Here is a 26,703-nt window from a genome sequence, read left to right as displayed (position 1 = left end):
CACCTGTTCAGAAACGATCGGCGCGATACGGCGCCGGATCGGTGAACGGCGCTTCGCCCGTCATCATCTCGGCCAGCAGGCGGCCGGTGACGGGGCCGAGCGTGAGCCCATGGTGGTTGTGGCCGAACGCGAACCACAGGCCGCGATGCGCGGGCGCGGGGCCGATCACCGGGCGCATGTCCGGCGTGCACGGCCGGAAGCCGAGCCACGGCTGCGGGTCGAGCCGTTCGCCGAAACCGAACACGGGCCGCGCGACGCGTTCCGCGCGTTCGAGCTGCACGCCGGTCGGCGGCACGCGGCGCCGCGCGATCTCGACCCCCGTCGTCAGCCGCAGCCCGCGCCGCATCGGCGCGATCACGTAGCCGTATTCGCGATCGACGATCGGCGCCGACGGCACGCCGCGCGCGGACGGCGCGTAGTGCATGTGATAGCCGCGCTTCTCGCGCAGCGGGATCTTGTAGCCGAACTTGCCGAACACGATGTCGGACCACGGGCCGAGCGCGACGACGACGGCCGGTGCGGCGGCCGGGCCGTCCTGCGTGTGAACCTGCCAGCCGGGCGACAGTGCGTCGAGGCTGGCGGCGTCGCCGCCGAGCAGCGTGCCGCCGCCCTGCACGAACAGTTGCGCATACGCTTTGACGAGCGCGGACGGATCGACGACGCTTTTCGGATCGAGCCAGTGCAGCGCGCCGCAGAAGCCGGGTGCGAGGGTCGGCTCGTGCGCGTGCAGCGCGGCCGCGTCGAGCGGCGTGATGCCGAGCCCGTGGCGGCGCGCGGTGAGGCCGGCCTCGGCCACGCCGCGTTCGAAGGCGGCCGGCGTGCGGAACGCTTCCAGCCAGCCGGTCGCGCGGATCAGTTCGCCGGCGCCGGCCCGCGCGATCAGCGCGTCGTGCTCGACGATGCAGCGCTCGATCAGCGGCAGCATGTCGCGCGAAGCGGCCGCGTGGCGCAGCGGCGCCGATTCCCACCAGAACCGCGCGAGCCATGGCGCGAACGCGGGCAGCGATGCGCTGTGCCAGTAGAGATCGGTCGAGCGGTTCAGCGCATAACGCATGAGCGTGAACGGGCTGCGCGGGAACGGATACGGCTCGACCGACGAGCGTTCGATCAGCCCGGCGTTGCCGAAGCTCGTGCCTTCGCCGGGCGCGCCGCGATCGACAAGGGCAACCTTGCGTCCGCGATCCTGCAGATGCAGCGCGGCGGACACGCCGACGATGCCGGCGCCGAGAACGATTACGTCGAAATCCATCGATGGTGAAGGGCGGTTGGCGGGGCAGGGGGCGTGGTGTCGCGATCGTCGTGCCGCCGCGTGTTGGAGAACGTTCGACGTACAAGCATACTCGCCGCGGCGTGAAGGACCAAGCCGGCGGCGGTGCCGATACGCGGAACGTGGCCCGTGCACGATGATTCGCGATCGTCGCGGCGAGGCGGGCAGCATGGGTCGACGACCCGGCCGCGCGTGTCGTGCCGGCGATTGCCGACGGCGATTCCGCGAAGGCGAAAGCGGCCCGTGCACGTACGATCGAGGCGTCGTATTCGATGCCGCACAAGGCCACGAATCCGCCGGAGCCGATCAACGTCACCGTGTTCGCGCGTAACGGCGGCACTCCCGCGCATTGCGTGACGCTGCACGAACGCGTGTCGGGCGGCAGCTTCGGTGCGCGCGAATCGACGTACTGGCTGCTCGACGCGACATGGTGTGCGGTGAAGGCGGGCAAGCCCGTGAAGCTGATGAACAGTCGCAAGGACGGCGCGGTGAAGATGGAGAGGCTCACGTGCGTGGCCGACTGCGGGAGCGCGGTGTCGCCGGCCGGGGGCGACGAGTAATGGTACGGCGGGCTGATGTGGGGGCTCGGCCATGCGACGGTCGATCGCATCGATTTCCGGCACGGCCGCGTGCTGCAGTCGAACTTCGATACGTATCGCGTGATGCGGATGAGCGACATGCCAGAGACCGACATTCACATCGTGCCGGGCGGCGTCGGCGAACTGTCGAGCCCGGCGGTGACGCCGGCGATTGCGAATGCGGGGTTCAGGCTGACGGGGACGCGCCAGCGGGAGACGCCGTTCGATTTGTCGGCGATCGCATAGCGCGCATGAACGTATGAAGTTTGCCGCCCGCGGGCATCCAATCCGCTGACCAATCTACCGGCGTCGACACCGGATCGACGCCGGTCATCGCCTTCGCTCGCATCGTCGTGACGCAGTACCGATTCCGCATACTTTCCGACGTTTTATCGGGTGTTTCCCACTGCTTGGTCATCCGAATTTTTACCTAAGATGAAGCCATCATGCGCGTAATTCGGTGCCTGCACGCGCATGGGAAGAGGCGAGGGGCAGCGCCGGAGCGACGCCAGCGGATGTTGCCATCATGGATGCGAAAGTGTGCGCGTCGGCTGTCGGTCTCGCGACTGCAGCGACGTCAGCGGGCGCGGCGCCCATCGCCGCGCGGACGGTGTCCGGCCGTCTCGGCCGAGCCGCTTCGCTGCGCCACGCGCTGTTCGCAATCGTTTGCTGGTTGGGCGCGGCACCCGCCGTGCTCGCAGGGGCGCCCGTCGATACCGACGTTCCGGTCGATCCCATGCACCTCGCCGCCGCCGCAAGCCCTGCCGATCATGTCGATCACGCCGACCCGGCCCATTCCTCACACGACTCCGCCGTGCGCCAGGTCGTGCTCGGCATCGTCAGCTTCACGCGCTGGCCGACCACGCCCGTTCGCCTGCATCTGTGCGTCACGGGCCGGCCCGACTACGCGCGCGGCCTGACCGACACGCTGGAGGCCGGCTCGACGCTGGTCGACGTGCAGCGCGTACGTCCCGACGATCCGGCGCTCGGCATCGCATGCGACATCGTCTACCTCGGCACGCTGAACAATGACGAACGCGCGCGGGTGAGAACCGCGGTGGCCGGTCATCCGGTGCTGACGATCTCGGAACACGATCCGTCCTGCACCGCGGGCGGCATGTTCTGCCTGAGTGTCGACGGCGATCGCGTGTCGTTCGACATCAATCTCGACGCCGTCGCGCGCAGCGGCGTGCGCGTGCACCCGAACGTGCTCAACCTCGCCCGGCGGCCGGTGACGCTATGACACGGTCCGCGCTCCCCGTTTCCGCTTCCCGCATGCCGCGCCCGACGCTGCAAAGCGTGCTGCGTCGGGCGCACCTGCGCCTCGCGTTCATCGCGGTGACGATGGCGGCCGTGTCGTTGATCGTCGTCGCCGTGATCGCGTTGCGCGCGTACGCGGGCAACAACCTGAACCTGCTCGCGCGCTCGCTCGGTTACACGGTCGAGGCGGCGCTCGTGTTCGGCGATCGCGTTGCGGCGAACGAGGCGATCGGATTGATCGCCAGCGACGAGGATGTCGCACAGGTGGTCGTCACGGACAGCAAGGGGCAACTGTTCGCGACGTGGCAATTGCCTGCCGGCAACGGCATCGCGCGGCTCGAACGCGCCGTGGCGGATGTGGCGCTGCCCGGGCCGGTGACCGTCCCGGTGCTGCACGACGGCATCATTGTCGGACACGTCGTCGTGCGCGGGCGCGGCCATCAGTTCTTCGGCTTCCTGCTTGGCGGCGTGGGCGGCATTCTCGGCTGCCTGGCCGTCAGCGTGTTCGGCGCGTATGTCAGCTCGAAGCGTCTGCTGCGCAACATCGTTTCGCCGCTGCGCGCGCTGGCGGGCGTCGCTCACGCGGTGCGGCGCGAGCGCGCCTTTGCGCGGCGCGTCGAACCGGTGGCGATCGCCGAACTGAACCAGCTCGGCGACGACTTCAATGCATTGCTCGACGAATTCGAGGACTGGCAGAACACGCTGCGCGACGAGAACGCGTCGCTCGAGCACAAGGCAACGCACGATGCGCTCACGGGGCTGCCCAACCGCGCGCAGTTCGAATCGCGCCTCGCGCTTGCGCTGTGCGACGCGACTTTGACGGGGCAGCGGGTTGCCGTCCTGTATCTCGACTGCGACCGCTTCAAGGAAATCAACGATTGTCTCGGCCACGATGCCGGCGACGCGGTGCTGGTCGGCATCGCGTCGCGGCTGCGTACGCAGGTGCGCGAGGCCGATCTCGTCGCCCGTCTGGGCGGCGACGAATTTGCGGTGATGCTGGCGGCGGTGCCCGAAGCGGGCAGCGTATGCCGGATCGCCGACGGGATTTTGTCCGGCATGGCGCCGTCGATCGAGCTGTCCGACGGCCGCATGGTGGCCACCATGATGAGTGCCGGCGTTGCGCTGTATCCCGATCACGCGTCGGACGCGAGCGGCCTGCTGCGGGCGGCGGATGCCGCGATGTACCGCGCCAAGCGTGCGCGGCCCGGCTCCTGGCAATTGGCGGAGGGGGTGGTCGGATCGGCTTGAGGATGAACGTTTCGCGCCGCGGGCGAGGCCGCGGCAGCGATTGACAAGAAGCGCGTTCAACAAGGGCGCACTCGAAGGGGATGCGAAATGAACCACTCGTTTCCTGTAAGCATGGAGCGGCTGTGCGTGGGAAGCGCATTGCTGCTGGGCATGCTGCTGGGGGGCTGCAAGACGCCGCCGCCGCCGCCGCCGCTTCATCGCGGGCTGACGCAGACGCAGGTCACGGCGCTGAAATCAGCCGGGTTCCAGGAGACTGGACAGGGGTTCGAGTTCGGGTCCACCGGGCCCATTCTGTTTGATTTCGACCGGTACAACCTCAAGCCGGACGTGCGGCGGATCGTCGAACGGATCGGGCGGACGCTGCGGTCGTCGGGGATCAACGGCGTGCGGGTGTATGGCTACTCGGATGACAGCGGGACGGAGAAATACGATCTCGAGTTGTCGAAGCGGCGGGCGGAGGTGGTGGCCGCCGAGCTGGTCGACGTCGGGCTGGATGCGAAGCAGATCGCGATCGCGGGGAAAGGGAAGCGTGATCCGGTAGGGGATAACCGGACGCCGGCCGGGCGGGCGCAGAATCGGCGGGCGGCGATTGTGATTTCGCCGAGGTGACGGGCATCGTTGTTCTGCGTGAAGCGCGATGCCGGCAGGCAAGACAGTCCGCGTTGGCACGCTACGCACGCGTAGCGGAATGGCGCTGTATCGCCAGTTCCAGTCGTCAGCTCGAACCAGCGCGCGGCGACTTGGGCAACCGCTGTTGCTTCAGCGCCGACCTGAACCATGCGTTGGTCGCCGCGAGGATCAGGTGCCGTAGATGTTTTCGCAGAGCGCGACACTCGCGCCCAGCTTCCGGGACAGATCGGCGGCCGCATCCAGTTGCGGTCGATCCAACTCGCCCGACTCGTATGCGGCGCTGAGACGAGACGCAGGACCGGAAAGCGTCAGTGCCGCCATGAACTTGTCGCCGGCGCCGAAGATCGGCACCGCGAACGCTGCCGTGTGCACGTCGCGCGCACCCGCGGTGAAGAGGGGCAGCGCAGGCGGCTTGTCATAGATCGGTTCGCCGAGTCCCCAGAAGCGGATCACCTGGCTGATGGCCGTGTCGTCGAGCGGCAGCATCGTCCCCGCGAGCCGCGTTTCACGCAGGCCTTCGGACGGCTCGGCCCGAAACAGGCAAAGCCGCTGCCCGCTGTCGTGCACGTAGTACGATGCGCTTTCCTTCGTCAGCGCGGCCAGCGCGTGCAGCGCCGGTTCAACCACCGTGGACAGATGGAACGACTGCTCGTACAGCTTGCCGAGGTACAGCACACGATGTCCCAGCGAATAGTTGCCGGATTGCGCGCGCACGACATAGCCCATTCGCTCCAGCGAGTTCATCAGCCGATAGACCGTCGTCTTGTGCATGCCGGATGCCTGCGACAGCATCGCGAGTGACTGCGATTCGGCACCCGGCTTGAAGCAGTCCAGCAGCGAAAGCGCCTTTTCCACGGCAACGACCCCTTCATTTCCCATCTCTTCTCTCCTGTCGACATGCAACAGGGATTGTACAGAGTAAAACGATGGTTTACCACGTAAAAGGGTAAACGCCAGTGCCATGATGCTCGCCCTCTGGTTATAGTGATTTCACGATGTACACCACTGTTGTACAGAGTACAACGCACAACCCGAGGTCGAATCATGAGCAAGCCACCCGTCAGCACTTCCCCGATCATTCGCGACATCGAACGCGTGTCGCCCGAACTCGTTCAGGCCGCCGCCCGCTATCAAGCGGCGATCCTGGCCGACGTCGCCGGCCGCCGCGGCACCGTGCATGGCCGCGTGCGGCCGCTGTCGCCGAAGATGAAGGTCGCCGGCCCCGCGATCACGGTCGAAGTCCGCGTGGGCGACAACCTGGCGATCCATGCGGCGCTCGCCGTCGCGAAGCCGGGCGACGTCGTCGTGGTCGACGGCAAGGGCGACATCTCGTGCGCGCTGCTCGGCGAAATCATGGCGGCGCAGGCGAAGGCGAGCGGCATCGCCGGCATCATCATCGACGGCGCGGTGCGCGATGCGCATGAACTGGCCAACGGCGACTATCCGATCTTCTCGGCCGGCCTCAATCCGTGCGGCCCGACCAAAAGTGTCGCGGGGCGCGTGAATGCGCCGATCTCGCTGGGCGGCACGGCGGTCAATCCGGGCGACCTGGTGGTCGGCGACGCCGACGGCGTCGTCGTCGTTGCGCGCGCCGACGTCGCGCGCATCGTCGATCTGGCGCAGAAAAAGCTCGATGCCGAAACGGCGCGTATCGCGGCGATCCACAAGGGCGACGTTCGTCCGGGCTGGATCGAGAAGGAACTGCGCGCAGCCGGCATGCTGGCCGAAGGCGAGGCGCTGTGATGCAGACCGCTTCGCATAAGCCCGTCGTCCTCGTGACCGCCGCCGACCTTGCGGCTCAAGCGCTCGACATGCTCACGCAGTTCGACGTCGTGTTCGCCGGCAAGCAGCCGACCGAAGACGACATCGTCGCGCTCTGCATCGCGCACAAGCCGGTCGCGATCATCGTCCGGTACGGCAAGATCAACGCGCGCATCATGGACGCCGCCGAAAACCTGCAGGTGATTTCGAAGCACGGCAGCGGCATCGACGTGATCGATCAGGACGCCGCCGCCGCACGCGGCATCGCGGTGCGTGCCGCGGTCGGCGCGAATGCGGCCGCCGTCGCCGAGCACGCATGGGCGCTGCTGCTCGCGTGTGCGAAGTCGGTTCCGCAGCTCGATTCCCGCATGCGCGAAGGCCATTGGGACAAGTCGACGCACAAGTCCGTCGAACTCGACGGCCGCACGCTCGGCCTCGTCGGGCTCGGCGCGATCGGCCGGCGCGTGGCCGCGATCGGCGCGGCGTTCGGCATGAAGGTTGTCGCGTTCGATCCGTTCGCGAAGGAAGTGCCCGCCGGTGTGAAGCGGGTGCCGCTCGACACGCTGTACGCGGAGTCGGACGTCGTGTCGCTGCATTGTCCGTTGACGGCCGACAACCGCCGGATGCTCGACCGCGACACGCTCGCGCGTTTCAAGCGCGGCGCGATCCTCGTCAATACCGCCCGCGGCGGCTTGATCGACGAAGCCGCGCTTGCCGACGCACTGACGAGCGGTCACTTGCGCGCGGCCGGGCTCGACAGCTTCGACGTGGAACCGATGGCGGTGCCGCACCCGTTCCAGCAGATCCCCAACGCGATTCTGTCTCCGCATATCGGCGGCGTGAGCGATGCCGCGTACGTGAACATGGGCAAGGGCGCGGCCGCCAACCTCCTCGCGGTGCTGGACGAACGCGCGCACAGCGCGGCTTGAACCCTGGACATCGAGGTACGCATGTTTTATCTGACGAATCCCGACGTGCGCGAGGCCGAAGTCTTCACGCGCATGCCGGAGAAGTTTCGCAAGCCGGACGTCCGCACGGAATGGGCGCGCGCGAATCGCGGCGGAATGGTCACGGATTCCTTTCTCGAAGGGCCGGTCTGGGATCCGGACGGTTACCTGTTCGTTACCGACATTCCGCACGGGCGCATCTTCCGCATTTCACCGTCAGGTGACTGGGAACTCGTCGCCGAATACGACGGCGAGCCCAACGGGATGAAGCGCTTCGATGCATCGCATCTGATCATCACCGACTACCGGAACGGCGTGATGCTGCTCGATATCGAGCGCGGTGAAGTCCGCCCGTATCTCGAGCGCCGCAACACCGAGCGCTTCAAGGGCGTGAACGACCTGACGTTCGACTCGGCCGGCAACCTCTATTTCACCGACCAGGGGCAGACCGGACTGCACGATCCGACGGGCCGCGTGTACCGGCTGTCGCCCGACGGCAAGCTCGACATGCTGCTCGATACCTGCCCGAGCCCGAACGGGCTCGTCCTGTCGCGCGACGAGAAGGTGCTGTTCGTCGCGATGACGCGCGGCAATGCCGTGTGGCGCATGCCGCTGCAGGCCGACGGCTCGGTCACGAAGGTCAGCCAGTTCTTCACGTCCTACGGACCGAGCGGCCCCGACGGCCTCACCGTCGATCTCGACGGCCGCCTGTTCGTCGCGAATCCGGGGCTCGGCCGCGTGTGGGTGCTCAACCACTGCGCGGAGCCCGTCGAGATCCTGACCGGACCGAAAGGCGCGTCGCTCACGAGCGTGTGCTTCGGCGGCCCGGACATGAAGACGCTTTTCATCACCGAAGCGACGTCGGGTTCCATCCTGAAAGCGGACATGACCGTTGCCGGCCCGCTGCCGAAACAGGCAGCGAAGCAGGACTGAGACCACGAGCCGGGAAGCCGCGCGTCGGCTTCCCGCCCGCATGCCGAAAGATCGCGCCGCCAGCCGCGCGACGAAGGAGACAAGCATGACCATTTCGCACGTGTTGCATGCCGGCGAGGACGCACCGCGCGCCGCCGCGCAAGCCGCGGAGCGTCTGGCCGCCGACGATTACGCGGCCAGCGAGCGCACGCTCGCCAAGGCGTTCCGGCGCATTCTGCCGTTCATTTTCGTCTGCTACGTGATCAGTTATCTCGACAGGACCAACGTCGGTTTTGCCGCGCTGACGATGAACAAGGATCTCGGTCTCACGGCCGAGCAGTTCGGCATCGGCGCCGGCCTGTTCTTCATCGGCTATTTCCTGTTCGAGATTCCGAGCAACCTGATCATGCAGAAGGTCGGCGCGCGCGTGTGGATCGCGAGAATCATGATCACGTGGGGCCTGTTCTCGATGGCGACGGCGTTCGTCGTCGGACCGAAGAGCTTTGCGGCGGCGCGTTTTCTGCTCGGGCTCGCCGAGGCGGGGTTCACGCCCGGCATCTATCTGTATTTCACGCACTGGTTTCCCGGCAAGTGGCGCGCGAAGGTGACGGCCGCGTTCCTCGTCGGCATTCCGGTCGCGAACATGATCGGCTCGCCGGTTTCCGGCGCGCTGCTCGAACTCGGCGGCCTGCACGGGCTGCGCAGCTGGCAGTGGCTGTTGCTGATCGAAGGCGTGCCGGCCGTGATGCTCGGCATCGCGTGCCTGTTCGTGCTGGCCGACCGTCCCGAGAAAGCCGCGTGGCTCAGTGACGAAGAGAAGGCATCGCTCGCGAAGCGCCTCGCGTTCGAGCAGCGCGACATCGGCGCGAAGCACGGCAGCAACCTGCGCGATGCCATGACGAACTGGCGCGTGTTCGTGCTTGCGTTCATCAACTTCTGCGGGATCGTCGGCTCGCTTGGCGTCGGCCTGTGGATGCCGCAGATCATCAAGCAGTTCGGCGTCGAACACGCGGTGGTCGGCTGGCTGACGGCCATTCCGTATGCAATCGGTGCCGTCGCGATGCTGTGGTGGGCGCGGGTCGCCAATCGTGCGGCCAACCGCATTCCGTATGTCGCCGGCGCACTGGCCGTCGCCGCCGTGGCGTTGTGCGCGAGCGCCTTCATTCATGCGCCGGTTTTCAAGCTGATCGCGCTGTGCGTCACGGTGAGCGGGATCCTCGCGTTTCAGGCGACCTACTGGGCGATCCCGTCCGGATTCCTGACCGGCCGGGCCGCCGCCGGCGGCCTCGCGCTGATCGTGTCGGTCGGCAACCTCGGCGGCTTCGTCGGACCGTCGCTGATCGGTGCGCTCAAGCAATTCTCCGGCGGCTTCACCATGCCGCTCGTCGCCGTGTCGGCCGTGCTGCTGTTTGGTGCGCTGACCATTTCATGGCTCGGCGATCCGGGCTCGGGCGCCGGCGAAGCGCCCGCCGCCCGCAGCACGTGAATGCTTCTTCGTCAGACCCACCCACAAAAAACAGTTTGGAGACTCCATGTTGTCGAATCAGGCCAGCCAGAATGTCCGACCGAAATCCCGCTTCGTGCTCGGCGCCGTCACCGTCGCGAGCGCGGCGTTGGGGGGCGGTGCCGCGCATGCGCAAAGCAGCGTCACGCTGTACGGCATTGCCGACGTCGGGATCGAACACATCAACAATACGAGCACCGGCGGCGCGCAGACGCGCGAAGCGTCGGGCAACCTGTCCGGTTCGCGCTGGGGATTGAAGGGCGTCGAGGAACTCGGCGGCGGCATGAAGGCCATTTTCCAGCTGGAAGACGGCTTCAACATCAATGACGGCACGACCGCGCAGTCGACGAAAGGCCTCGGTGCGAACGCCGCCACGACGTCGCGGATTTTCGGCCGGCAGGCGTGGGTGGGGCTGTCTTATCGAGGGCAGCAACTGACGTTCGGCCGCCAGAACTCGCTCTTCTACGAACAGGCCGTGGCGTTCGACCCGATGGGCGCGTCGTCGCGCTATTCGGTGCTGTCGCTCGACTACGCGGCGGCCGCGCGTATCGACAATTCGGCGAAATACACCGGCGTGTTCGGTCCGCTGACGGCGCAAGCGATGTACAGCACCCGCTATGACACCGGATACGGCGCCGAGGTGCCGGGCGCGCAGCTCACCGGCCGCTTCTTCAGCGGCGCGTTGAGTTTCGCGCAGGGGCCGCTCGCCGCGAGCGTGTCGTACGAGCAACGCAACAGCAACACCGTCGCGACGAACACGGGCACCGAGCGTCGCGCGACGGCCGCCGCGTCGTATGCGATCGGACCGGTGAAGGGATTCGCCGGTTATCGCTACCTGCATGCGTCGAACGCGTTCCTGCCGGCGAACCCGATTCGTGTCGCGAACGGGTCCGAAGCCAGCGCGGCGAACCTGTACTGGGCCGGCGCGCAATACGCGGTGTCGCCGGCGTTCGTGGTCACGGCAACGGCGTATTACCAGGACGTGCATTCGACCAGTGCCGATCCGTGGCTCGCCGTGCTCTGTGCGGACTATCTGCTGTCGAAGCGCACCGATGTCTACGCGACGGCCGGTTTCGCGCGCAACAAGGGCGGCTCCGCGCTTGGCGTGAACGGCTACGGCACGGTCGCACCCGATCACAACCAGACGGGCGTGGTGATCGGCATGCGCCAGAAATTCTAAGGCGATTGCGATGCAGACCGTTCACGCGCCCCATCTGCCCGTCAGGCCCGAGTGGCTCGCATTGCGCGACGAGCCGGTGCTCGAACCCGAGCTTGCCATCGTCGACGCCCATCATCACCTGTGGGACCGCCAGACCGGGCGCTATCTCGCGGACGAATTCGGCGCGGATGTGCGCAGCGGGCATCGGGTCGTGTCGACGGTCTACGTGCAGTGTCGCTCGATGTTGCGTGCCAGCGGGCCGGATGCGCTCAAGCCGGTCGGCGAAGTGCAATTCGCGAGCGGCATCGCCGCGATGTTCGAAAGCGGCGCATACGGCCCCGCGCGGTGCTGCGAGGCCATCGTAGGCGGCGCCGATCTGTCGCTCGGCGCGGCGCTCGATGCGGTGCTCGACACGATGCTGCAGGTGTCCGGCGGACGACTGCGCGGGATCCGCAATCCGCTCGCGTGGCATGCGAGCCCCGACGTGCGATCGAGCCCGGTCACGCCGCCGCGCGACCGGATGTCGGATCCGGCTTTCCGGCGGGGCGTGACGACGCTCGCTCGCTACGGATTGTCGCTCGACGCCTGGGTCTATCACACGCAGCTCGACGACCTGTACGAACTCGCGCGCGCGTGCGAGGACGTCGTCGTGGTCATCGACCATTTCGGCGGCCCGGTCGGCGTGGGCCCGCATGCCGGCCGGCATGCGGAAGTCCGTGCGCAATGGCAGCGGCAACTCGCGCGTCTCGCCGCGCTGCCGAACACGCGCATGAAGCTCGGCGGCGCGGGCATGAGCGTGTTCGGTTTCGATTTCGCCGTGCGCGACCTGCCGCCGTCGTCGCAGGAACTGGCGGCCGCGTGGCAGCCGTATTTCGATACCTGCGTCGAATGCTTCGGCGTCGATCGCTGCATGTTCGAGAGCAACTTCCCCGTCGACAAGGGGATGTTCGGCTATCGCGTGCTGTGGAACGCCTTCAAACGACTCGCGTCGGCGATGTCGGCCGATGAAAAGGCCGCGCTGTTCAGCCGGACGGCCGCATCGACGTATCGCATCGCAATTCCCGGAGACAACCCATGAAGACGAGTGCAACCGTGGCGACGCAGGAGAGGGCGTCCGCTGCCGCGGAAAAAGGCGGTACGCGCATGACCCGTATCGAGCGGCGTTCGCTGACGCTCGCGGGGCTCGGCTGGACCTTCGAGAGCTACGACTCGTTCCTGCTTTCGCTGCTGCTGCCGACGCTCGCGCTGCAGTTCGGGCTGAGCAAGGCGCAGCTCGGTTTGTTCACGAGCGTCACGGCGGCCGGACAGATCGTCGGCGGCATTCTGTTCGGCTTCGTGTCGGACCGGATCGGGCGCGTGCGCACCGCGCTGCTGTGCGTCGGCATCTACTCGCTGTTTTCCGGCCTGATCGCATTTGCGCCCGACGCGCATTCGTTCGCCGCGTTGCGCTTTTTCGGCGCGCTCGGCATGGGCGGCACCTGGACCGCCGGCGCGGCGCTCATCGCGGAGACCTGGCATCCGAGCCGGCGCGGCAAGGGCGGCGCGCTGATGCAGATGGGCTTGCCGGTCGGCGCGATCCTCGCGATCGTGATCTCGGGCATCGTCGGCGCCGCGCATGGCGGATTGGCCGGCGACAGCTGGCGTCTGCTGTTCCTGATCGGCGCGTCGCCGTTCTTCATCCTGTTCTGGGTCGCGCGCAAGACGCCGGAATCGCCGATCTGGCTCGAACGCCGGCACGCGAAGCCGCACGCCCGCAAGCTCGACACGGCCAGTCACGAGAAGCTGAACGTGCGCGGCCTGCTCACCGCCTTCTGCTTCATCTTCTTCCTGCAGTACCTCTACTGGGGCGTATTCACGTGGACGCCGACGTTCCTCGTCACGGTGAAGCACCTCGACTTCGTGCATAGCCTCAAGTTCGTGCTTGCGCTGCAGTTCGGCGCGATTGCCGGGTTTCTGCTGTTCTCGGCATGGGTCGACCGGCTCGGCCGGCGGCCGATGTTCCTGGCCTATCTGCTGGTCGGCGCGATGGCCGTGGGCGTGTACATCGTGTCGGCGAATCCGTGGCTGCTGATGACCGCGATCTTCCTGACCGGCTTCAGCGTGAACGGCATCTTCGCGGGCGCCGGCCCGTTCCTCGCGGAGATCATCGGCAACACGGCATCGCGCGGGTTCTTCATGGGCCTCGCGTACAACGGCGGCAGGCTCGGCGGCTTCATCGCGCCGTTGATCATCGGTGCGCTGGCGTCGACGTCGGGCGGTTTCGTGCTCGGGCTCGCGACGACGATCGTCGCGTTCGTCGCCGCGGCCGCGGTCGTGCTGTTCGCGCCCGAAACGCGCGGAAAGGCGCTGTCATGAGCGTGGCAACGCGAGCGGGGTGGGTGAGCACGCTGTTTCCGGCGCTGTCCGAGGCGTCGCTGCGGCGCTATCTGAGCGGGCAGGTCGCGTCGGTACTCGGCAGCTGGACGCAGAACGTCACGCTGAATCTGCTGGTCTATCACCTGTCCGGCTCGGGGGCGATCCTCGCGCTGCTGAACTTTCTGCTGTACGGGCCGCAGTTGATCGTCGCGCCGGTGGCGGGCTCCCGCATCGGCTCGGCCAACGCGCGCCGCGTGACGCTCTGCGTGCTGACGGCGTCGCTGCTGCTGACCGGCAGCCTCTTCACGTTGTCGCTGCTCGGCCTGCTCGGCGTGAAGCTGATCCTCGCGCATGCGCTCGCGATCGGCGTGTCGAGCGCGGTGGAAACGCCCGCGCGGCAGGTGCTGCTGCTGACGAGCCTGCAGGACGCGACGCACACCTCCAACGCGGTCGCGATGAACACGATGGTCTACAACGTCGGGCGCATGGTCGGCCCGACCATCGCCGGATTCGTCTATCCGACGCTGGGGCCAAGGACGTCGTTTGCGATCTATGCGCTCGCGCTGTGCTTCATGGCGGCGTGCGTGCGGTCGATCCGGACCGCGTCGGCGGGTCGCCCGTCGCGCGCGGAGAGCGGCCTGCGCGATGCGGTCGGCTATGTCCTGTCCGATGCGTTCTCGGCCCGCTATCTGCCGATTCTCGCGTGCATCGGCCTGTTCGCCGGCAGCTACCAGACGCTCGTGCCGCTGCTCGCGGACCAGGGCTTTCACGATGCGGCGCGCTTTACCGGCGTGTTCTTCGCGTGCGCCGGCGCCGGCTCGTTGAGCGCGGCGGTGCTGCTGTCGTCGGCATTCGGGCCGCGCGCGTCGCACCGGTTCATCGCGTATGCACCGTGGACGGCGGTCGGCGCGCTCGCCGTGCTGGCCGCGACGACCGATGCGGCCGGATCGATTCCCGCGTTTTATGCGCTCGGCTTCAGCCTCACGTTCGCAGCCACGTCGACGAACGCGACCATTCAGCGCCAGTGCCCGGATCACGTGCGCGGCGGGCTCGTCGGGATGTACGGCATGGCCTACAACGGCACGATGCCGTTCGGTTACCTGCTCGTCGGCAGCGCATCCGAGGCGCTCGGCGTGCGGCACACCTTCGCGGCAATGGCCGCCGTGCTCGCGTGCGGCGTCATGGCGGTCATCGCGTGGCAACGGTTCACAGGAACGCGCCCAGGCGCACAATAAACGGAGACAACATGCAAACCGGGTTCATGGAAGCGTCCGCGATCGAGCGCCGGACCATACGAAAGGTCGTCTGGCGACTCATTCCCTTTTTGATGATCTGCTACCTGCTTGCCTTTATCGACCGGGGCAACGTGGGGATGGCATCGCTGCAGATGAACCACGACCTCGGGATGTCGGCGACGGTCTTCGGCTTCGGCAGCAGCCTGTTCTTCATTTCCTACTTCTTTTTCGAAGTGCCGAGCAATCTCGCGCTGCAGAAATACGGCGCGCGGATCTGGATCGCCCGGATCATGATCACGTGGGGCATCGTGTCGGCGGCGACCGCGCTCGTGCACAACGCGACGACGTTCTACGTGCTGCGTTTCCTGCTGGGCGCGGCCGAAGCCGGCTTCTTCCCGGGCGTGCTGCTTTATTTGTCGTACTGGATTCCCGCGCAGTATCGTGCGCGCATCGTCGCGACGTTCATGGTCGCGATTCCGGCCGCGAGCTTCATCGGCTCGCCGATCTCCGCGCTGCTGTTGCAGATGGACGGCGTCTGGGGGCTGCGCGGATGGCACTGGCTGTTCATCCTCGAAGGCATTCCGACCGTGCTGCTCGGCATCGCATGCCTGTTCATGCTGACGAACAAGCCGGAGAACGCGAGGTGGCTCGACGACGACGAGCGCGCGTGGCTCTCGGGCGCGCTTGCCGCCGGCCACAAGACCCGCAAGAAGGTGCCGTCGCTGCCGCTCACGCAGCTGTTCCGCAACCGCTACGTGCTGTGCCTCGCGCTCGTGGACACGTGTGCGTCCGCGGCGGGCAGCACGCTGTCCGTGTGGCAGCCGCAGCTGCTCAAGTCGTTCGGCCTGACCGTCATGCAGACCGGCCTGCTGAACGCGGTGCCGTACGCGGTGGCCTCCGTGCTGATGGTTTACTGGGGCCGGCGCTCGGACCGTGTCGGCGAACGGCGCTGGCACACGGCCGTGCCGATGCTGCTGATCGGCGTGGGCCTGTTCGCGACGTCGCTGAGCGGCTCGCTGCTGCCGACGGTCTGCATGCTCTGCGCGGTGCTGGTCGGCGCGTATTCGTTCAAGGGGCCGTTCTGGGCGCTCGCGACCGACATGCTGTCCAACAGCACCGTGGCGGCCGGGCTCGCGACGGTCAATGCGATCGCGAACCTGCTCGGCGGCGGGCTGATGGTGAACGTGTACGGGTGGGTGAAGGCCGCGACGGGCAGCTACGCGCTCGCCTTGATGCCGCTCGCGATCCTCACGCTCGTGAGCGTCGCGACGCTGCTGCTGCTCACGCGCAATCATGCGGCCGGCAAGCTGGTCGGCAAGACGGGGACCATCTGATCATGGCACGCATGGCGAGGCGTGAATTCCTCCGGATCGCCGGCGCGACGCTGGCTTCGGCTGCATTGCCGAGGCCGGCCGCCGCCGACGAAACGTGGTCGAGCGGCATCGAGCCGCCGGCGTTCCGGCTGCCCGACGGGGCGATCGACTGTCACATGCACATCTACGACGACCGGTTCCCGGTCGCGCCGGGCACGACGCTGCGACCGCCGAATGCGACCGTCGCGCAATACCGGCGCGTGCAGACGCGGATCGGCGTGAAGCGCAACGTGGTCGTGACGCCGTCGACGTACGGGACGGACAATCGCTGCACGCTCGCGGCGATCGCGCAGTTCGGCGGCGACGCGCGCGGTGTCGCCGTCGTCGACGGCACCGTGAGCGACGACGAACTCCGGGTGCTCGATCGCGGCGGCATCCGGGCGATCCGGTTCAACCTGAGCTATCCGGGCGCGACGACGCTCGACATGCTGGCGCCGCTCGCCGCGCGTATCGCGAACCTCGGATGGCACATCGAGCTGGTGGTGCAGGGCGCGCGGCTGCCGGAGCTGGAGCCGCATCTCGCGGCGCTGCCTTGTCCGCTCGTCATCGACCATATCGCGCACGTGCCGCAGCCCGGCGGGCTGGCGTCGGCCGCGCTTCGTACCGCGCAACGCCTCGTCGACAAGGGCCATACGTGGATCACGTTGTCCGGCCCGTACGTCGACAGCAAGACGGGCGCGCCTGCCTACGAGGACGTCGCCCCGGTCGCGAAGGCGCTGATCGGCATGGCGCCGGAGCGCATGCTCTGGGGCACCGACTGGCCGCACCCGACGCAGAAGACGGACAAGCCGGACGACGCGAGCCTGCTGGACGTGATCGCCGGCTGGATCGGGCGTCCGGACTGGCAGCAGCTGATATTCGTTGCGAACCCCGCGAAGCTGTACGGGTTTGCATAGCGCGGACAGGATGAGGTCGCGAACGGGCGCGCATGCGCGGACTTGGATTGACGCGCCGCGCAGCGTTACCACCCTGCGTCACCAGGCAATATTGCAGGACGACCACGACGTCCCCGCGCCTCCGGTAGCCGTGCAATGCGTGCCCGCGCCGTTGTCGAAAAACGTCCGTGTTTCCGGTTGCGGTACGGACGGATCGTACGGATTCGGCGTCCCGTGCGGACCGCGTGCGGCATCGTACGGCCGCGTCGGCGCATACGCACCGCCGCTGCCGACCGGTTTCGAACCGTTGTCCCGCAGGTATTCGTTCCAGTTCCGTGCGCGCTGTTCGGATCCGGGCAACGCGCGCCCGAGGCTGTCGCTGCCGCCCTCGCCGAGCGCGACGCGATTCGCAGGCAAGACGAAGCCGGATGCGTGTCCGGACGGCGTTTTCGCTTCGAGCGTATTGCCGGACACTCGCAACGGCCGCGTATCGGGCGTATCGAACGGGCTGCGTTCCGCGGGCGCGGCATACTGCGCGCGTCGAGTGACGCGCCGCGCACGCACCTCGTCGCGACCGGCAGCACGACGCTCCGAGCGAAACACATTGGCGCCGGCCGACCGATCGGCCAGCGTGCCGCGCTCCGAGGCATCGGCTACGGAAACGGAAAGCGTCCACACGAACGCAGCGGCGAAAGACAAGCGAAGAGCGTGACTCATCAGCGATCCCAATCAGGTGATGTGCATGGAGAAAAACGGCAGATCACTGGCTGGCGAGACTGAACGACGGACGGGCGTTGGTGCGGCCCTGAAGCGACGCGGCGAAGCGCGCGGTGGCGCGGTTCGCGGGAAGGCTGGCTGGATTGCAGAAGCGAGTTCGTATTATTTCATGAAAATAACAATTTGCTTTCTGTGACGATGAAATCGTCGGCGAACGGAAGGTTTTACCGCTTCGCGCGAACGCCCCTCATTGGTGCTTGCTGCCCCAATCGTCAGTTGATTGATTTTTCGCGATCGGCCTCCTGGCACCCTCCGATCGTGCCGGACTCGGCGCCGAATCGCCCAAGCCCTTGCGCGACAAGGCACCGATCTATCCCGCCACCTGCTATCGCAACCCGATTGCACCCCATGCAAACGCTCTCGCCCCGTCGGGGTTGCGCCCTCGTCGCCACCGTACAACACCCAAACCCTACGTGTTTTCCCTCAGTCGACAGGCATTTTTGACAGACGATTTAAAAACGCCCATATAATTTCGACTGCCTTGCCAATGGCTGTCGGACCATCCCTCCGAACCAGCGATCTGGCAAGCGGGGCAGGCGAAACGCTTGCGCAATGCAAGACGCATCACGATGTCTTTCCGAACCAGACGTCCCCCTCCGGGGACTGCAAGAGCCGGGCCCCGCTACGCAACATTCCGCTGGAGTTCCGTCTTCTATGTGTCTCGGGCGTGTCCCATGTCCTCGCCCCGGGTGCTGTTCGATTGCGCAAGTCATGCCGCCTTTGCCCGTATGACTAAACAACATCGAGGAGCTCCCAGATGACGCTGTCCCGTCTTACGTCCATTTCCGTTGCCGCCGTGCTGTTCGCCGCCGGCGCCGCCGCCGCGCAAGCGGAAACCGTGAAGATCGCCATTGCTGGTCCGATGAGCGGCTCGGTCGCCCAGTATGGCGACATGGTGAAGGCCGGCGCGCTGACCGCGATCGAACAGATCAACGCGGCTGGCGGTGCGGGCGGCAACAAGTTCGAAGTGGTGATGATGGACGACGCGTGCGAACCGAAGCAGGCCGTCGCCGTCGCCAACAAGATCGTCAGCCAGAAGATCAAGTACGTGATCGGCCACGTGTGCTCGGGTTCGACGATCCCGGCCTCGGACATCTACGAGAACGAAGGCATCGTGATGGTCACGCCGTCGGCGACCGCGCCGCAGCTGACCGAAGGCAAGAAGCGCCACTTCATCTTCCGCACGATCGGCCGCGACGACCAGCAAGGGCCGGCCGCCGCGCACTACATCATCAACAACGTGAAGCCGAAGAAGGTCGCCGTCCTGCACGACAAGCAGTCGTACGGCCAGGGCATCGCGTCGTCGGTGAAGAAGGACCTCGAGGCCGCGAAGATCCCGGTCGTGCTGTTCGAAGGCATCAACGCCGGCGATTCGGACTACTCGGCGATCATCACGAAGCTGAAGTCGCAGGGCGTCGATTTCGTCTACTTCGGCGGCTACCACCCGGAAATGGGCCTGCTGATGCGCCAGGCGCGCGAGCAGGGCGTGAAGGCCACGTTCATGGGGCCTGAAGGCGTGGGCAACAAGGACGTGACGGCGATCGCCGGCCCGGCCTCGGAAGGCATGCTCGTCACGCTGCCGGCCGACTTCTCCGCGGACCCGGCCAACGCGGCGCTCGTGAAGGCGTTCGCGGACAAGAAGCGCGACCCGAACGGTCCGTTCCAGATGCCGTCGTACGCAGCGGTGAAGATCATCGCCGACTCGATCGCGGGAGCGAAGACGACCGACCCGACGAAGGTCGCCGCGTACATGCACAAGACGACGTTCGACACGCCGATCGGCAAGGTCGCGTACGACGCGCAGGGCGACCTGAAGGCGTTCAAGTTCGTCGTCTACACGTGGCACAAGGACGCGACGAAGACCGCCGCCAAGTAATACGGCGTACCCGCCCGCGCGCCCGCCCTGTCCGAGACCCGGACGGGGCGGGCGCGTATTGGCCGCGCATCGGCCCATCGCGCGGCCAACGGGCGGCCCGAGACGACACCGTGCGTTGCGCGCGGCCGAACGCCGTGATCCGGCGGCGGCAGGCGACCCAGCGCCAACGGGAGCTTCCCGCACATGACTGACTTCTTTCCGCAATTCGCCCAGCAGCTGGTCAACGGCCTGACGCTGGGTGCGATCTATGCGTTGATCGCCATCGGCTACTCGATGGTCTACGGCATCATCGGCATGATCAACTTCGCCCACGGCGAGATCTACATGATCGGTGCGTACGTGGGCCTCGTGACCCTCACGGCCATCGGCATTTCCGCCGGTTATCCGCTGCCGCTCGTGCTCGGCGCCGCACTGATCGTGTCGGTGATCGTCACCGGCCTGTACGGTTTCGCGGTCGAGCGCGTCGCGTACCGCCCGCTGCGCGGCGGCCCGCGCCTCGTGCCGCTGATCTCCGCGATCGGCATGTCGATCTTCCTGCAGAACTACGTGCAGATCGGCCAGGGTGCGCGCGACGTGTCCGTGCCCGTGCTGATCTCCGGCGCGTTCGACATCCATCTCGGCGGCGACTTCGACGTGACCGTCCCGTATTCGCGCTTGATGATCGTCTGCGTGACGCTCGTGCTGATGATCGCGCTCACGCTGTTCATCTCGCATTCGCGGATGGGCCGCGCGTGCCGCGCATGCGCCGAGGACATGAAGATGGCGAACCTGCTCGGCATCGACACGAACCGCGTGATCTCGTTCACGTTCGTGCTCGGCGCGATGCTGGCGGCCGTCGGCGGCGTGCTGATCGGGCTGACGATCGGCAAGCTGAATCCGTATATCGGTTTCGTCGCGGGCATCAAGGCGTTCACCGCCGCGGTGCTCGGCGGGATCGGCAGCATCCCGGGCGCGATGCTCGGCGGCGTGCTGCTCGGCCTTGCCGAAACCTTCGCCGCGGGCTACATGCCGGCCGAGTACAAGGACGTCGTCGCGTTCGGGCTGCTCGTGCTGATCCTGCTCTTCCGCCCGACCGGCCTGCTCGGCAAGTCGGACATCGAAAAGGTCTGAGGGAGACGCAGATGAGTCAAGTCATTTCCGTTCGCCGCCCGGCCGCCGACGCTTCGCTCGGCCAGGCGCTGAAAAATGCCGTGGCCGCCGCGTTGCTGACGGCGATCCTCACGATCCCGGTGCTTGGCCTGCAGCTGAAGCTCGACGGCTACCAGGTCGTGCTGACGCCGCATTGGCGGCCGGTGTGGATCGCGGTCGCGGCCGTGTTCCTGTTCCAGTTGTTCAAGCCGTGGCTCGTGCGCGCGAAAGCGGCCGTGAAGCTGCCGGCGGCACCCGCGATGGGCGCGCGGCAGCAGCGCGCGATCATCTGGGTGCTGCTCGCGGTCGGGCTCGTGTGGCCGTTCTTCGGCTCGCGCGGTGCGGTGGACGTCGCGACGCTTGCGCTGATCTACGTGATCCTCGGCCTCGGGCTGAACATCGTGGTCGGTTTCGCGGGCCTGCTCGATCTCGGCTATGTCGGGTTCTACGCGGTCGGCGGTTATACGTACGCGATGCTGAACCAGTATTTCGGGCTGTCGTTCTGGGCGTGCCTGCCGATCGCGGCGATCGCCGCGGCGACGTTCGGCTTCCTGCTCGGCTTCCCGGTGCTGCGCCTGCGCGGCGACTATCTCGCGATCGTCACGCTCGGCTTCGGCGAAATCATCCGCCTGCTCGCGAACAACCTGACGAGCCTCACCGGCGGCCCGGACGGCATCTCGGGCATTCCGAAGCCGACGGTGTTCGGCTTCGAGATGGCGCGCTCGGCGAGCGTCGAAGGCGCGAAGACCTTCCATGAACTGATCGGGCTGGAATACAGCGGCGAGCACATGGTGATCTTCCTGTACCTGATCGCGCTGGTGCTGGTCGGCTTCACGCTGTTCGTGACGAGCCGCCTGATCCGCATGCCGATGGGCCGCGCGTGGGAAGCGCTGCGCGACGACGAGATCGCGTGCCGTTCGCTCGGCCTGAACCCGACGCGCATCAAGCTGTCGGCATTCACGCTCGGCGCGGCGTTCGCGGGGATCGGCGGCGCGTTCTTCGCGGCGCGCCAGGGCCTCGTGAATCCGGAATCGTTCACCTTCATCGAATCGGCGCTGATCCTCGCGATCGTCGTGCTCGGCGGGATGGGGTCGCAGCTCGGCGTGATTCTCGCGGCGATCCTGCTGACCGTGCTGCCGGAGGTCGCGCGCGGGTTCGCCGAGTACCGGATGCTGATCTTCGGTCTCGTGATGGTGTTGATGATGATGTGGCGTCCGCAGGGCCTGCTGCCCGCGAGCCGTCCCCACGTGGAGCTGCCGCGATGAGCGTGAATACGGAACTGTTGAAGGTCGCCGGGCTGCAGATGCGCTTCGGCGGATTGCTCGCGGTGGACGGCATCGATTTCGACGTGCGCCGCGACGAGGTGTTCGCGATCATCGGGCCGAACGGCGCGGGCAAGACCACGGTGTTCAACTGCGTCGGCGGCTTCTACAGGCCGACCGGCGGCGCGGTCGAACTCGACGGCCACCCGATCGCCGGGCTGCCGAGCCACAAGATCGCGCTGAAGGGCCTCGTGCGGACGTTCCAGAACATCCGTCTGTTCAAGTCGCTGACCGTCGTCGAGAACCTGCTCGTCGCGCAGCATCGCAAGGTGAAGGCGGGGTTGCTGCACGGGCTGTTCGCGACGCCCGCGTATCGTCACGCGGAGAAGGCGGCGCTCGAGCGCGCGGCCGTGTGGCTCGACCGGATGGGGCTGACATCGGTCGCCAACCGCCCGGCCGGCACGCTGTCGTACGGGCACCAGCGGCGTTTGGAGATCGCGCGCTGCATGATCACCGATCCGCGGCTTTTGATGCTCGACGAGCCGGCAGCCGGCCTCAACCCGCAGGAAAAGATCGAGCTGCAGCACCTGATCGACACGCTGCGCCGTGAATTCGGCGTATCGGTGCTGCTGATCGAACACGACATGAGCCTCGTGATGGGCGTGTCCGACCGCATCCTCGTGATGGAGCACGGCCGGCCGATCGTGATCGGCACGCCGGAAGCGGTCCGCAACGACCCGCGCGTGATCAAGGCGTATCTGGGGGAAGAGTGATGCTGAAGCTGGAACAGGTCCATACGCACTACGGCGCGGTCGAGGCGCTCGCGGGCGTGTCGATCGAGGTGAACAAGGGCGAGATCGTCACGCTGATCGGCAGCAACGGCGCCGGCAAGACGACGCTGATGATGACCGTGTGCGGCACGCCGCGCGCCTCGTCGGGCCGCGTGCTGTTCGAGGGCAACGACATCACCGCGATGTCGACGCACCAGATCATGCGGCAGGGGATGGCGATCTCGCCGGAAGGGCGGCGCGTGTTCCCGAGCCTGACGGTGCTCGAAAACCTGAAGATGGGCGGCTTCTTCGCGAGCCGCCACGAGATCGACGACGGCATCGAGCACGTGTTCAAGCTGTTTCCGCGCCTGAAGGAGCGCGCGGCGCAGCGGGCCGGCACGATGTCGGGCGGCGAGCAGCAGATGCTCGCGATCGGCCGCGCGCTGATGAGCAAGCCGCGCCTGCTGCTGCTCGACGAGCCGACGCTCGGTCTCGCGCCGCTCGTGATCGCGCAGATCTTCGACATCATCCGGACGATCCGCGACGAAGGCGTCACGGTGTTTCTCGTCGAGCAGAACGCGAACAAGGCGCTCGGTGTGGCCGATCGCGGCTACGTGCTCGAAACGGGGCGCGTGGTGCTGGCGGACACGGGCGCGAACCTGCTCGCGAACGACCGTATCAAGCAGGCGTATCTCGGCGGCTGAGCGACGGGAAGCCGCCGGCCTGCAACGGGCCGGCGGTGTCCGGCTCTCGACGTTTCCGCATGCAGGGCCGGTTCCCGGCCTTGCTTTTCCTACCCGATCCTGAACGTGCTTTTCAGTACGTCGCGCAGATGCAGCGCGGCGCGATTGCTGTCGTCCGTCAGGATCGTGATCAGATGCGGCGGCAGATCGGGCAGCACGATCCCGGCGACATGGCTCGTCAGGTTGCCCGACACGCGATCGTGCTCGATCAGCCCGACCGCGAGGCCGTTCGCGATGCAGGCTTCGACCGCGGGCGAGCTGGCGCTCTCGAGCAGCATCCGGTGCGCGATCTTCGCCTTCTTCAGCGCGTTCAGCGCGGTGTCGCGATACGGGCAGCCCTGCAGTTGCACCGCGATCGGCAGCGGCGCATCGGGATTGAACTTGAACGTGCGCGCGGCGACCCACACCGGATGGGTCTTGCTGAGCAGCTCGGCGTGCGGCGGCGCTTTCGACACGACGGCGATCGTGATGTCGAGCTGGCCGCGCGCGAACAGCTGCTGCAATTCTTCGCTGGAGCGCGCCTCGACGGTCAGTTCGAGCAGCGGCCGGTCGGCGGCGAAGCGCGGCAGGAATTCCGCCATGAAGTGCGCCGCGTACGAATCCGGGATACCGAGCCGCAGCTTGCCGGTCAACATCTGCGGCGACAGCGATTCGACGAGCCGGTCGTGGCTCAGCAGGAACTCGGTGGTGTCGCTCAGCAGCTTGTGGCCGAACTGCGTGAGTTCGACGGCCTGGTTGTTGCGCGTGAACAGGCGCTGCGCGACCATTTCCTCCAGCTTCTGAATCTGCGCGGTGACCGACGACGGGCTGCGGTTCACGTGAGCGGCCGCATCCTTGAAGCGGCCGAGCTTCGCGACGGCGTGGAAGGTTCGCAGCAGGTCGACGTCCAGGGTGCGCGGCATGATTTGGTTTTTCCGAATCAGTGATTCAGGTAATGTCGATTGACGGAATTATTGGGCATCCCATATTCTCGGGTCAACAGGCAGACAACGGCAGGCAGCCGGTCGGGCGTTGCACGCATCCGGGGAACGATTCATGTCGATCAATGATTTTGTCGTAGATGCATTGGTGCGGGACAGGAAGCTGAAGGCGGAGTCGGTATGGACGGTCGAGAATCACGAAAAGTATTCGACGCTGAAGCGCACGGACGATGATGCGCGGCGCAGGGCAGCGGGGCGCGAAGTCTTCTCGCTGATGCGAAACCTGAACGAGCTGGGCGTGCGGAGCCCGGCGCTGTGTGCGGATCGCGACGGCAACGGTTCGTTGCGCGAAGCGATCGGCGCGTTGAGCGAGCGGCTGGCCACGTTGTCGCGCGGCCGCGATGTCCACTACATCGAGCTCGGGCCCGAGCCGGTCAAGACGACCGAGCTGATGAGGGCCGTCAGCGGCGGCGGGCCGGACCATCTGCGCTACACGGCCGTCGACATCAACGAGTCGTCGGAAGACGCGATGCGGCACGCGATCATGCCGTTCCTGAAAACGCCCGGCTGTTTCAACTACATCGCCGACGATTACCGGAACGTGCAGTGGAACCACATCCACTTGGGCCAGGACGTGACGTTCATCACGATGCTCGGGTTCCAGGAGGGCAACGAGTTGCCGGTGACGATCGGCCGGCTGATCCGCACGCTCGGCGGGAAGTCGACCTACGTCGTATCGGAGATGCAGTTGCTTGTGGAGGGGCGCGAAGAGCCGATCTACAACTTCTACCGCAACGAGAACATGGTGCGGTTCTCCGAAATCGTCAGCCGGCAGCAGGGCTTCGAGCCGCTCGGCGAGCATCATGTGTCGATCGTGCGGCTCAATCTGCTCGGCGACCAGTTTCACGTCGCGGTCACGCTGCAACCGGTGTCGAGGGCGGGCGCCGACGGGCATCTGATCACCAACGTCTGCCTGAAGTACACGCCGGAGCAATTCCGCAACGTGCGCCTGAGCCACGGCAATTGCCGCGTGATCGAGGAGCTGCGCAGCGGGGACGGCAGCGTCGTCTACCAGATCGCGCAGTTCAAGGGCTGAATACCGGAATGCCGACAGCGAGGCACGCGATGAACAAGGGAAATGCATTGCCGGTGTTTGCGCGCGGGTTCGACCGGGTGAGGCTCGCGTTGCGGACGTCGCTGTCGGCCGGCGTGAACGTCGACGGCACGCTGGACGCAGCGACGGAACCGATGCGCTGGACGAGCGCGTGCCTGCGCGACGGTTACGAGGTGCGATACCGCCGCAACCTCGACGATCTCGGCTATCGCGAGGTGCCGATGCGCGGCACGCGTTCCGATTCGCTGAACGCGGTGTGCCATCTGCGCGGGCTGTTCTCCGACGAGGCGGTGAGCGCGTTGCGCGAGATCGGCCGCGCGCTGGAGCGCAGCGCGTCGAGCAGCAACTGGATCATCTCGAAGCGCGTGCGCGCGGTGACGAACCGGTCGCGCTTCATCGACGACATGATGCGCGACCGCGCGTTCCTGATGCGGGTGTCGCGTCTTGCCGGCGCCCCGCTGATTCCGTATCCGATGGTCAATGCGCGGTCGCAGTTCAATTACTACTATCCGACGGACTCGCGCGAAGGCGGCAACGCGCCGCTCGGCATGTGGCATACCGACGGCACGAGTTTCGTGCTGAATGTCGTGCTGTCGGATCGCGCCGATTACGAGGGCGGCAACTTTCTGTTCTACGAATCGACCGCGGAAACGTTCGATCGTCACGACAAGGAACGCCGGCATGTGAAGACCGCGAACCTGGACCGCGCGGGCGACGCGCTGCTCATCTACGGCAGCAAGCTGTTCCATGGCGTCGAGCCGGTCGAGGCCGGACGCCGCATGTCGCTGGTGCTGTCGTTTCATTGCCCGTACACGCGCGAGGACGACAACGGGTTCTGGCATCTCGCGTCGGACGACGGCATTCCCCGCACGATCGTCAACTGGCTGGCGCTGCAGCGCGCCCTCCGGGACGACGCCGAATTGCAGTACCGCCGCCTGGGGCTCGAACCGATTCGCCCCGAAGACCTGGACGACCAGCGCCTGTCCCCGGCCCCCTTCTGAGAGCCGTC

Annotated in this window: 25 protein-coding genes and 1 pseudogene; 22 read left to right on the top strand and 4 right to left on the bottom strand. The window is 66.7% G+C overall.

The features are described from left to right. Positions 1-7: 7 nt before the first annotated feature. Positions 8-1,249 (bottom strand): FAD-binding oxidoreductase, encoded by a 1,242-nt coding sequence (locus tag VXM69_RS12590; protein WP_034186134.1) that lies wholly within the window; start codon positions 1,247-1,249, stop codon positions 8-10. A gap of 161 nt (positions 1,250-1,410) precedes the next feature. Between VXM69_RS12590 and VXM69_RS12585 the strand changes: the two are divergent. The 4 genes and pseudogenes from VXM69_RS12585 to VXM69_RS12570 all read left to right on the top strand — a co-directional run. After that, a pseudogene (locus VXM69_RS12585) lies at positions 1,411-2,091 on the top strand (molybdopterin cofactor-binding domain-containing protein); the annotation flags it as partial. 280 nt (positions 2,092-2,371) lie between these two features. After that, on the top strand, positions 2,372-3,088 hold the full coding sequence (locus VXM69_RS12580) for a YfiR family protein (protein WP_367188695.1): 717 nt from the start codon (positions 2,372-2,374) through the stop codon (positions 3,086-3,088). Beyond that, positions 3,085-4,353, top strand: coding sequence for a diguanylate cyclase (locus tag VXM69_RS12575; RefSeq protein WP_124607625.1), 1,269 nt, complete (start codon positions 3,085-3,087; stop codon positions 4,351-4,353). Before VXM69_RS12580 ends, VXM69_RS12575 begins: the two co-directional genes overlap by 4 nt. A gap of 87 nt (positions 4,354-4,440) precedes the next feature. Continuing rightward, positions 4,441-4,962 (top strand): OmpA family protein, encoded by a 522-nt coding sequence (locus tag VXM69_RS12570; RefSeq protein ID WP_226252700.1) that lies wholly within the window; start codon positions 4,441-4,443, stop codon positions 4,960-4,962. A gap of 189 nt (positions 4,963-5,151) precedes the next feature. Here the strand turns inward: VXM69_RS12570 and VXM69_RS12565 are convergent, their stop codons facing one another. After that, positions 5,152-5,862: an IclR family transcriptional regulator gene (locus tag VXM69_RS12565; RefSeq protein ID WP_034186140.1), complete on the bottom strand. Its 711-nt coding sequence runs from the start codon at positions 5,860-5,862 to the stop codon at positions 5,152-5,154. 165 nt (positions 5,863-6,027) lie between these two features. Between VXM69_RS12565 and VXM69_RS12560 the strand changes: the two genes are divergently transcribed. The 10 genes from VXM69_RS12560 to VXM69_RS12515 all read left to right on the top strand — a co-directional run bounded on the left by VXM69_RS12560 (position 6,028) and on the right by VXM69_RS12515 (position 17,125). After that, complete coding sequence (locus tag VXM69_RS12560; protein WP_034186141.1) at positions 6,028-6,726, top strand: diguanylate cyclase; 699 nt, start codon at positions 6,028-6,030, stop codon at positions 6,724-6,726. Further along, positions 6,726-7,673, top strand: coding sequence for a hydroxyacid dehydrogenase (locus tag VXM69_RS12555; protein ID WP_034186218.1), 948 nt, complete (start codon positions 6,726-6,728; stop codon positions 7,671-7,673). Before VXM69_RS12560 ends, VXM69_RS12555 begins: the two co-directional genes overlap by 1 nt. Positions 7,674-7,694: 21 nt before the next feature. Continuing rightward, positions 7,695-8,624: an SMP-30/gluconolactonase/LRE family protein gene (locus VXM69_RS12550; RefSeq protein WP_034186142.1), complete on the top strand. Its 930-nt coding sequence runs from the start codon at positions 7,695-7,697 to the stop codon at positions 8,622-8,624. A gap of 85 nt (positions 8,625-8,709) precedes the next feature. Next, entirely contained in the window at positions 8,710-10,089 is a 1,380-nt protein-coding gene (locus VXM69_RS12545; RefSeq protein WP_367188694.1) for an MFS transporter, read from the top strand. A gap of 46 nt (positions 10,090-10,135) precedes the next feature. After that, positions 10,136-11,287: a porin gene (locus VXM69_RS12540; RefSeq protein ID WP_200096649.1), complete on the top strand. Its 1,152-nt coding sequence runs from the start codon at positions 10,136-10,138 to the stop codon at positions 11,285-11,287. Positions 11,288-11,297: 10 nt separating this feature from the next. Next, on the top strand, positions 11,298-12,344 hold the full coding sequence (locus tag VXM69_RS12535) for an amidohydrolase (protein ID WP_226252696.1): 1,047 nt from the start codon (positions 11,298-11,300) through the stop codon (positions 12,342-12,344). Continuing rightward, complete coding sequence (locus VXM69_RS12530; protein ID WP_367188693.1) at positions 12,341-13,621, top strand: MFS transporter; 1,281 nt, start codon at positions 12,341-12,343, stop codon at positions 13,619-13,621. Before VXM69_RS12535 ends, VXM69_RS12530 begins: the two co-directional genes overlap by 4 nt. Next, positions 13,618-14,856: an MFS transporter gene (locus tag VXM69_RS12525; protein WP_124669636.1), complete on the top strand. Its 1,239-nt coding sequence runs from the start codon at positions 13,618-13,620 to the stop codon at positions 14,854-14,856. The genes VXM69_RS12530 and VXM69_RS12525 overlap by 4 nt, the downstream gene beginning before the upstream one ends. 11 nt (positions 14,857-14,867) lie before the next feature. Further along, positions 14,868-16,190, top strand: coding sequence for an MFS transporter (locus VXM69_RS12520; protein ID WP_034186147.1), 1,323 nt, complete (start codon positions 14,868-14,870; stop codon positions 16,188-16,190). Positions 16,191-16,192: 2 nt separating this feature from the next. Next, positions 16,193-17,125 carry an amidohydrolase gene (locus VXM69_RS12515; RefSeq protein ID WP_367188692.1) on the top strand — a complete coding sequence of 311 codons (933 nt, stop codon included), beginning with the start codon at positions 16,193-16,195 and terminating at the stop codon, positions 17,123-17,125. 78 nt (positions 17,126-17,203) lie between these two features. Here VXM69_RS12515 and VXM69_RS12510 read toward each other — a convergent pair whose 3' ends face one another. Next, positions 17,204-17,821, bottom strand: a complete 618-nt coding sequence (locus VXM69_RS12510; protein ID WP_367188691.1) for a hypothetical protein — start codon at positions 17,819-17,821, stop codon at positions 17,204-17,206. Positions 17,822-17,846: 25 nt separating this feature from the next. Here VXM69_RS12510 and VXM69_RS12505 point away from each other — a divergent pair, with 25 nt between their 5' ends. The 6 genes from VXM69_RS12505 to VXM69_RS12480 all read left to right on the top strand — a co-directional run bounded on the left by VXM69_RS12505 (position 17,847) and on the right by VXM69_RS12480 (position 23,621). Next, positions 17,847-18,017 (top strand): hypothetical protein, encoded by a 171-nt coding sequence (locus VXM69_RS12505; protein ID WP_367188690.1) that lies wholly within the window; start codon positions 17,847-17,849, stop codon positions 18,015-18,017. 621 nt (positions 18,018-18,638) lie between these two features. Continuing rightward, positions 18,639-19,757, top strand: coding sequence for a branched-chain amino acid ABC transporter substrate-binding protein (locus VXM69_RS12500; protein ID WP_006484706.1), 1,119 nt, complete (start codon positions 18,639-18,641; stop codon positions 19,755-19,757). A 183-nt stretch (positions 19,758-19,940) separates the two neighbouring features. Beyond that, positions 19,941-20,867, top strand: coding sequence for a high-affinity branched-chain amino acid ABC transporter permease LivH (gene livH / locus VXM69_RS12495; RefSeq protein ID WP_034186151.1), 927 nt, complete (start codon positions 19,941-19,943; stop codon positions 20,865-20,867). 11 nt (positions 20,868-20,878) lie between these two features. Then, positions 20,879-22,150, top strand: coding sequence for a high-affinity branched-chain amino acid ABC transporter permease LivM (locus VXM69_RS12490; protein ID WP_049035043.1), 1,272 nt, complete (start codon positions 20,879-20,881; stop codon positions 22,148-22,150). Beyond that, on the top strand, positions 22,147-22,920 hold the full coding sequence (livG, locus tag VXM69_RS12485) for a high-affinity branched-chain amino acid ABC transporter ATP-binding protein LivG (RefSeq protein ID WP_034186153.1): 774 nt from the start codon (positions 22,147-22,149) through the stop codon (positions 22,918-22,920). The genes VXM69_RS12490 and livG overlap by 4 nt, the downstream gene beginning before the upstream one ends. Further along, positions 22,920-23,621 (top strand): ABC transporter ATP-binding protein, encoded by a 702-nt coding sequence (locus VXM69_RS12480; protein ID WP_006484776.1) that lies wholly within the window; start codon positions 22,920-22,922, stop codon positions 23,619-23,621. The genes livG and VXM69_RS12480 overlap by 1 nt, the downstream gene beginning before the upstream one ends. Before the next feature lie 89 nt (positions 23,622-23,710). Here the strand turns inward: VXM69_RS12480 and VXM69_RS12475 are convergent, their stop codons facing one another. Further along, a complete protein-coding gene (locus tag VXM69_RS12475) occupies positions 23,711-24,562 on the bottom strand; it encodes a LysR substrate-binding domain-containing protein (protein WP_034186154.1) in 852 nt (283 codons plus the stop codon). A 133-nt stretch (positions 24,563-24,695) separates the two neighbouring features. Between VXM69_RS12475 and VXM69_RS12470 the strand changes: the two genes are divergently transcribed. Beyond that, a complete protein-coding gene (locus tag VXM69_RS12470) occupies positions 24,696-25,676 on the top strand; it encodes a hypothetical protein (protein ID WP_069245987.1) in 981 nt (326 codons plus the stop codon). A gap of 29 nt (positions 25,677-25,705) precedes the next feature. Further along, complete coding sequence (locus VXM69_RS12465) at positions 25,706-26,695, top strand: 2OG-Fe(II) oxygenase (protein WP_034186220.1); 990 nt, start codon at positions 25,706-25,708, stop codon at positions 26,693-26,695. The last annotated feature ends 8 nt before the right edge of the window (positions 26,696-26,703 follow it).

The sequence above is a fragment of the Burkholderia sp. Ed8 genome, from assembly GCF_040761425.1.
In the GTDB taxonomy this organism is placed as follows: domain Bacteria; phylum Pseudomonadota; class Gammaproteobacteria; order Burkholderiales; family Burkholderiaceae; genus Burkholderia; species Burkholderia seminalis.
The sequence above is the reverse complement of the archived record's forward strand: the minus strand, read 5'-3'. Positions and strand labels throughout refer to the sequence as shown.

Excerpts from the sequence above, each read along its gene's own strand:
- VXM69_RS12490 (WP_049035043.1), top strand. The coding sequence starts at position 20,879 with ATGAGTCAAGTCATTTCCGTTCGCCGCCCGGCCGCCGACGCTTCGCTC.
- VXM69_RS12470 (WP_069245987.1), top strand. The coding sequence starts at position 24,696 with ATGTCGATCAATGATTTTGTCGTAGATGCATTGGTGCGGGACAGGAAG.
- VXM69_RS12580 (WP_367188695.1), top strand. The coding sequence starts at position 2,372 with ATGGATGCGAAAGTGTGCGCGTCGGCTGTCGGTCTCGCGACTGCAGCG.
- VXM69_RS12550 (WP_034186142.1), top strand. The coding sequence starts at position 7,695 with ATGTTTTATCTGACGAATCCCGACGTGCGCGAGGCCGAAGTCTTCACG.
- VXM69_RS12465 (WP_034186220.1), top strand. The coding sequence starts at position 25,706 with ATGAACAAGGGAAATGCATTGCCGGTGTTTGCGCGCGGGTTCGACCGG.
- VXM69_RS12575 (WP_124607625.1), top strand. The coding sequence starts at position 3,085 with ATGACACGGTCCGCGCTCCCCGTTTCCGCTTCCCGCATGCCGCGCCCG.
- VXM69_RS12480 (WP_006484776.1), top strand. The coding sequence starts at position 22,920 with ATGCTGAAGCTGGAACAGGTCCATACGCACTACGGCGCGGTCGAGGCG.
- VXM69_RS12590 (WP_034186134.1), bottom strand. The coding sequence starts at position 1,249 with ATGGATTTCGACGTAATCGTTCTCGGCGCCGGCATCGTCGGCGTGTCC.
- VXM69_RS12555 (WP_034186218.1), top strand. The coding sequence starts at position 6,726 with ATGCAGACCGCTTCGCATAAGCCCGTCGTCCTCGTGACCGCCGCCGAC.
- VXM69_RS12475 (WP_034186154.1), bottom strand. The coding sequence starts at position 24,562 with ATGCCGCGCACCCTGGACGTCGACCTGCTGCGAACCTTCCACGCCGTC.
- livG (WP_034186153.1), top strand. The coding sequence starts at position 22,147 with ATGAGCGTGAATACGGAACTGTTGAAGGTCGCCGGGCTGCAGATGCGC.
- VXM69_RS12540 (WP_200096649.1), top strand. The coding sequence starts at position 10,136 with ATGTTGTCGAATCAGGCCAGCCAGAATGTCCGACCGAAATCCCGCTTC.
- VXM69_RS12570 (WP_226252700.1), top strand. The coding sequence starts at position 4,441 with ATGAACCACTCGTTTCCTGTAAGCATGGAGCGGCTGTGCGTGGGAAGC.
- VXM69_RS12505 (WP_367188690.1), top strand. The coding sequence starts at position 17,847 with ATGGAGAAAAACGGCAGATCACTGGCTGGCGAGACTGAACGACGGACG.
- VXM69_RS12545 (WP_367188694.1), top strand. The coding sequence starts at position 8,710 with ATGACCATTTCGCACGTGTTGCATGCCGGCGAGGACGCACCGCGCGCC.
- VXM69_RS12515 (WP_367188692.1), top strand. The coding sequence starts at position 16,193 with ATGGCACGCATGGCGAGGCGTGAATTCCTCCGGATCGCCGGCGCGACG.
- VXM69_RS12565 (WP_034186140.1), bottom strand. The coding sequence starts at position 5,862 with ATGGGAAATGAAGGGGTCGTTGCCGTGGAAAAGGCGCTTTCGCTGCTG.
- VXM69_RS12530 (WP_367188693.1), top strand. The coding sequence starts at position 12,341 with ATGAAGACGAGTGCAACCGTGGCGACGCAGGAGAGGGCGTCCGCTGCC.
- VXM69_RS12520 (WP_034186147.1), top strand. The coding sequence starts at position 14,868 with ATGCAAACCGGGTTCATGGAAGCGTCCGCGATCGAGCGCCGGACCATA.
- livH (WP_034186151.1), top strand. The coding sequence starts at position 19,941 with ATGACTGACTTCTTTCCGCAATTCGCCCAGCAGCTGGTCAACGGCCTG.
- VXM69_RS12535 (WP_226252696.1), top strand. The coding sequence starts at position 11,298 with ATGCAGACCGTTCACGCGCCCCATCTGCCCGTCAGGCCCGAGTGGCTC.
- VXM69_RS12525 (WP_124669636.1), top strand. The coding sequence starts at position 13,618 with ATGAGCGTGGCAACGCGAGCGGGGTGGGTGAGCACGCTGTTTCCGGCG.
- VXM69_RS12510 (WP_367188691.1), bottom strand. The coding sequence starts at position 17,821 with ATGAGTCACGCTCTTCGCTTGTCTTTCGCCGCTGCGTTCGTGTGGACG.
- VXM69_RS12500 (WP_006484706.1), top strand. The coding sequence starts at position 18,639 with ATGACGCTGTCCCGTCTTACGTCCATTTCCGTTGCCGCCGTGCTGTTC.
- VXM69_RS12560 (WP_034186141.1), top strand. The coding sequence starts at position 6,028 with ATGAGCAAGCCACCCGTCAGCACTTCCCCGATCATTCGCGACATCGAA.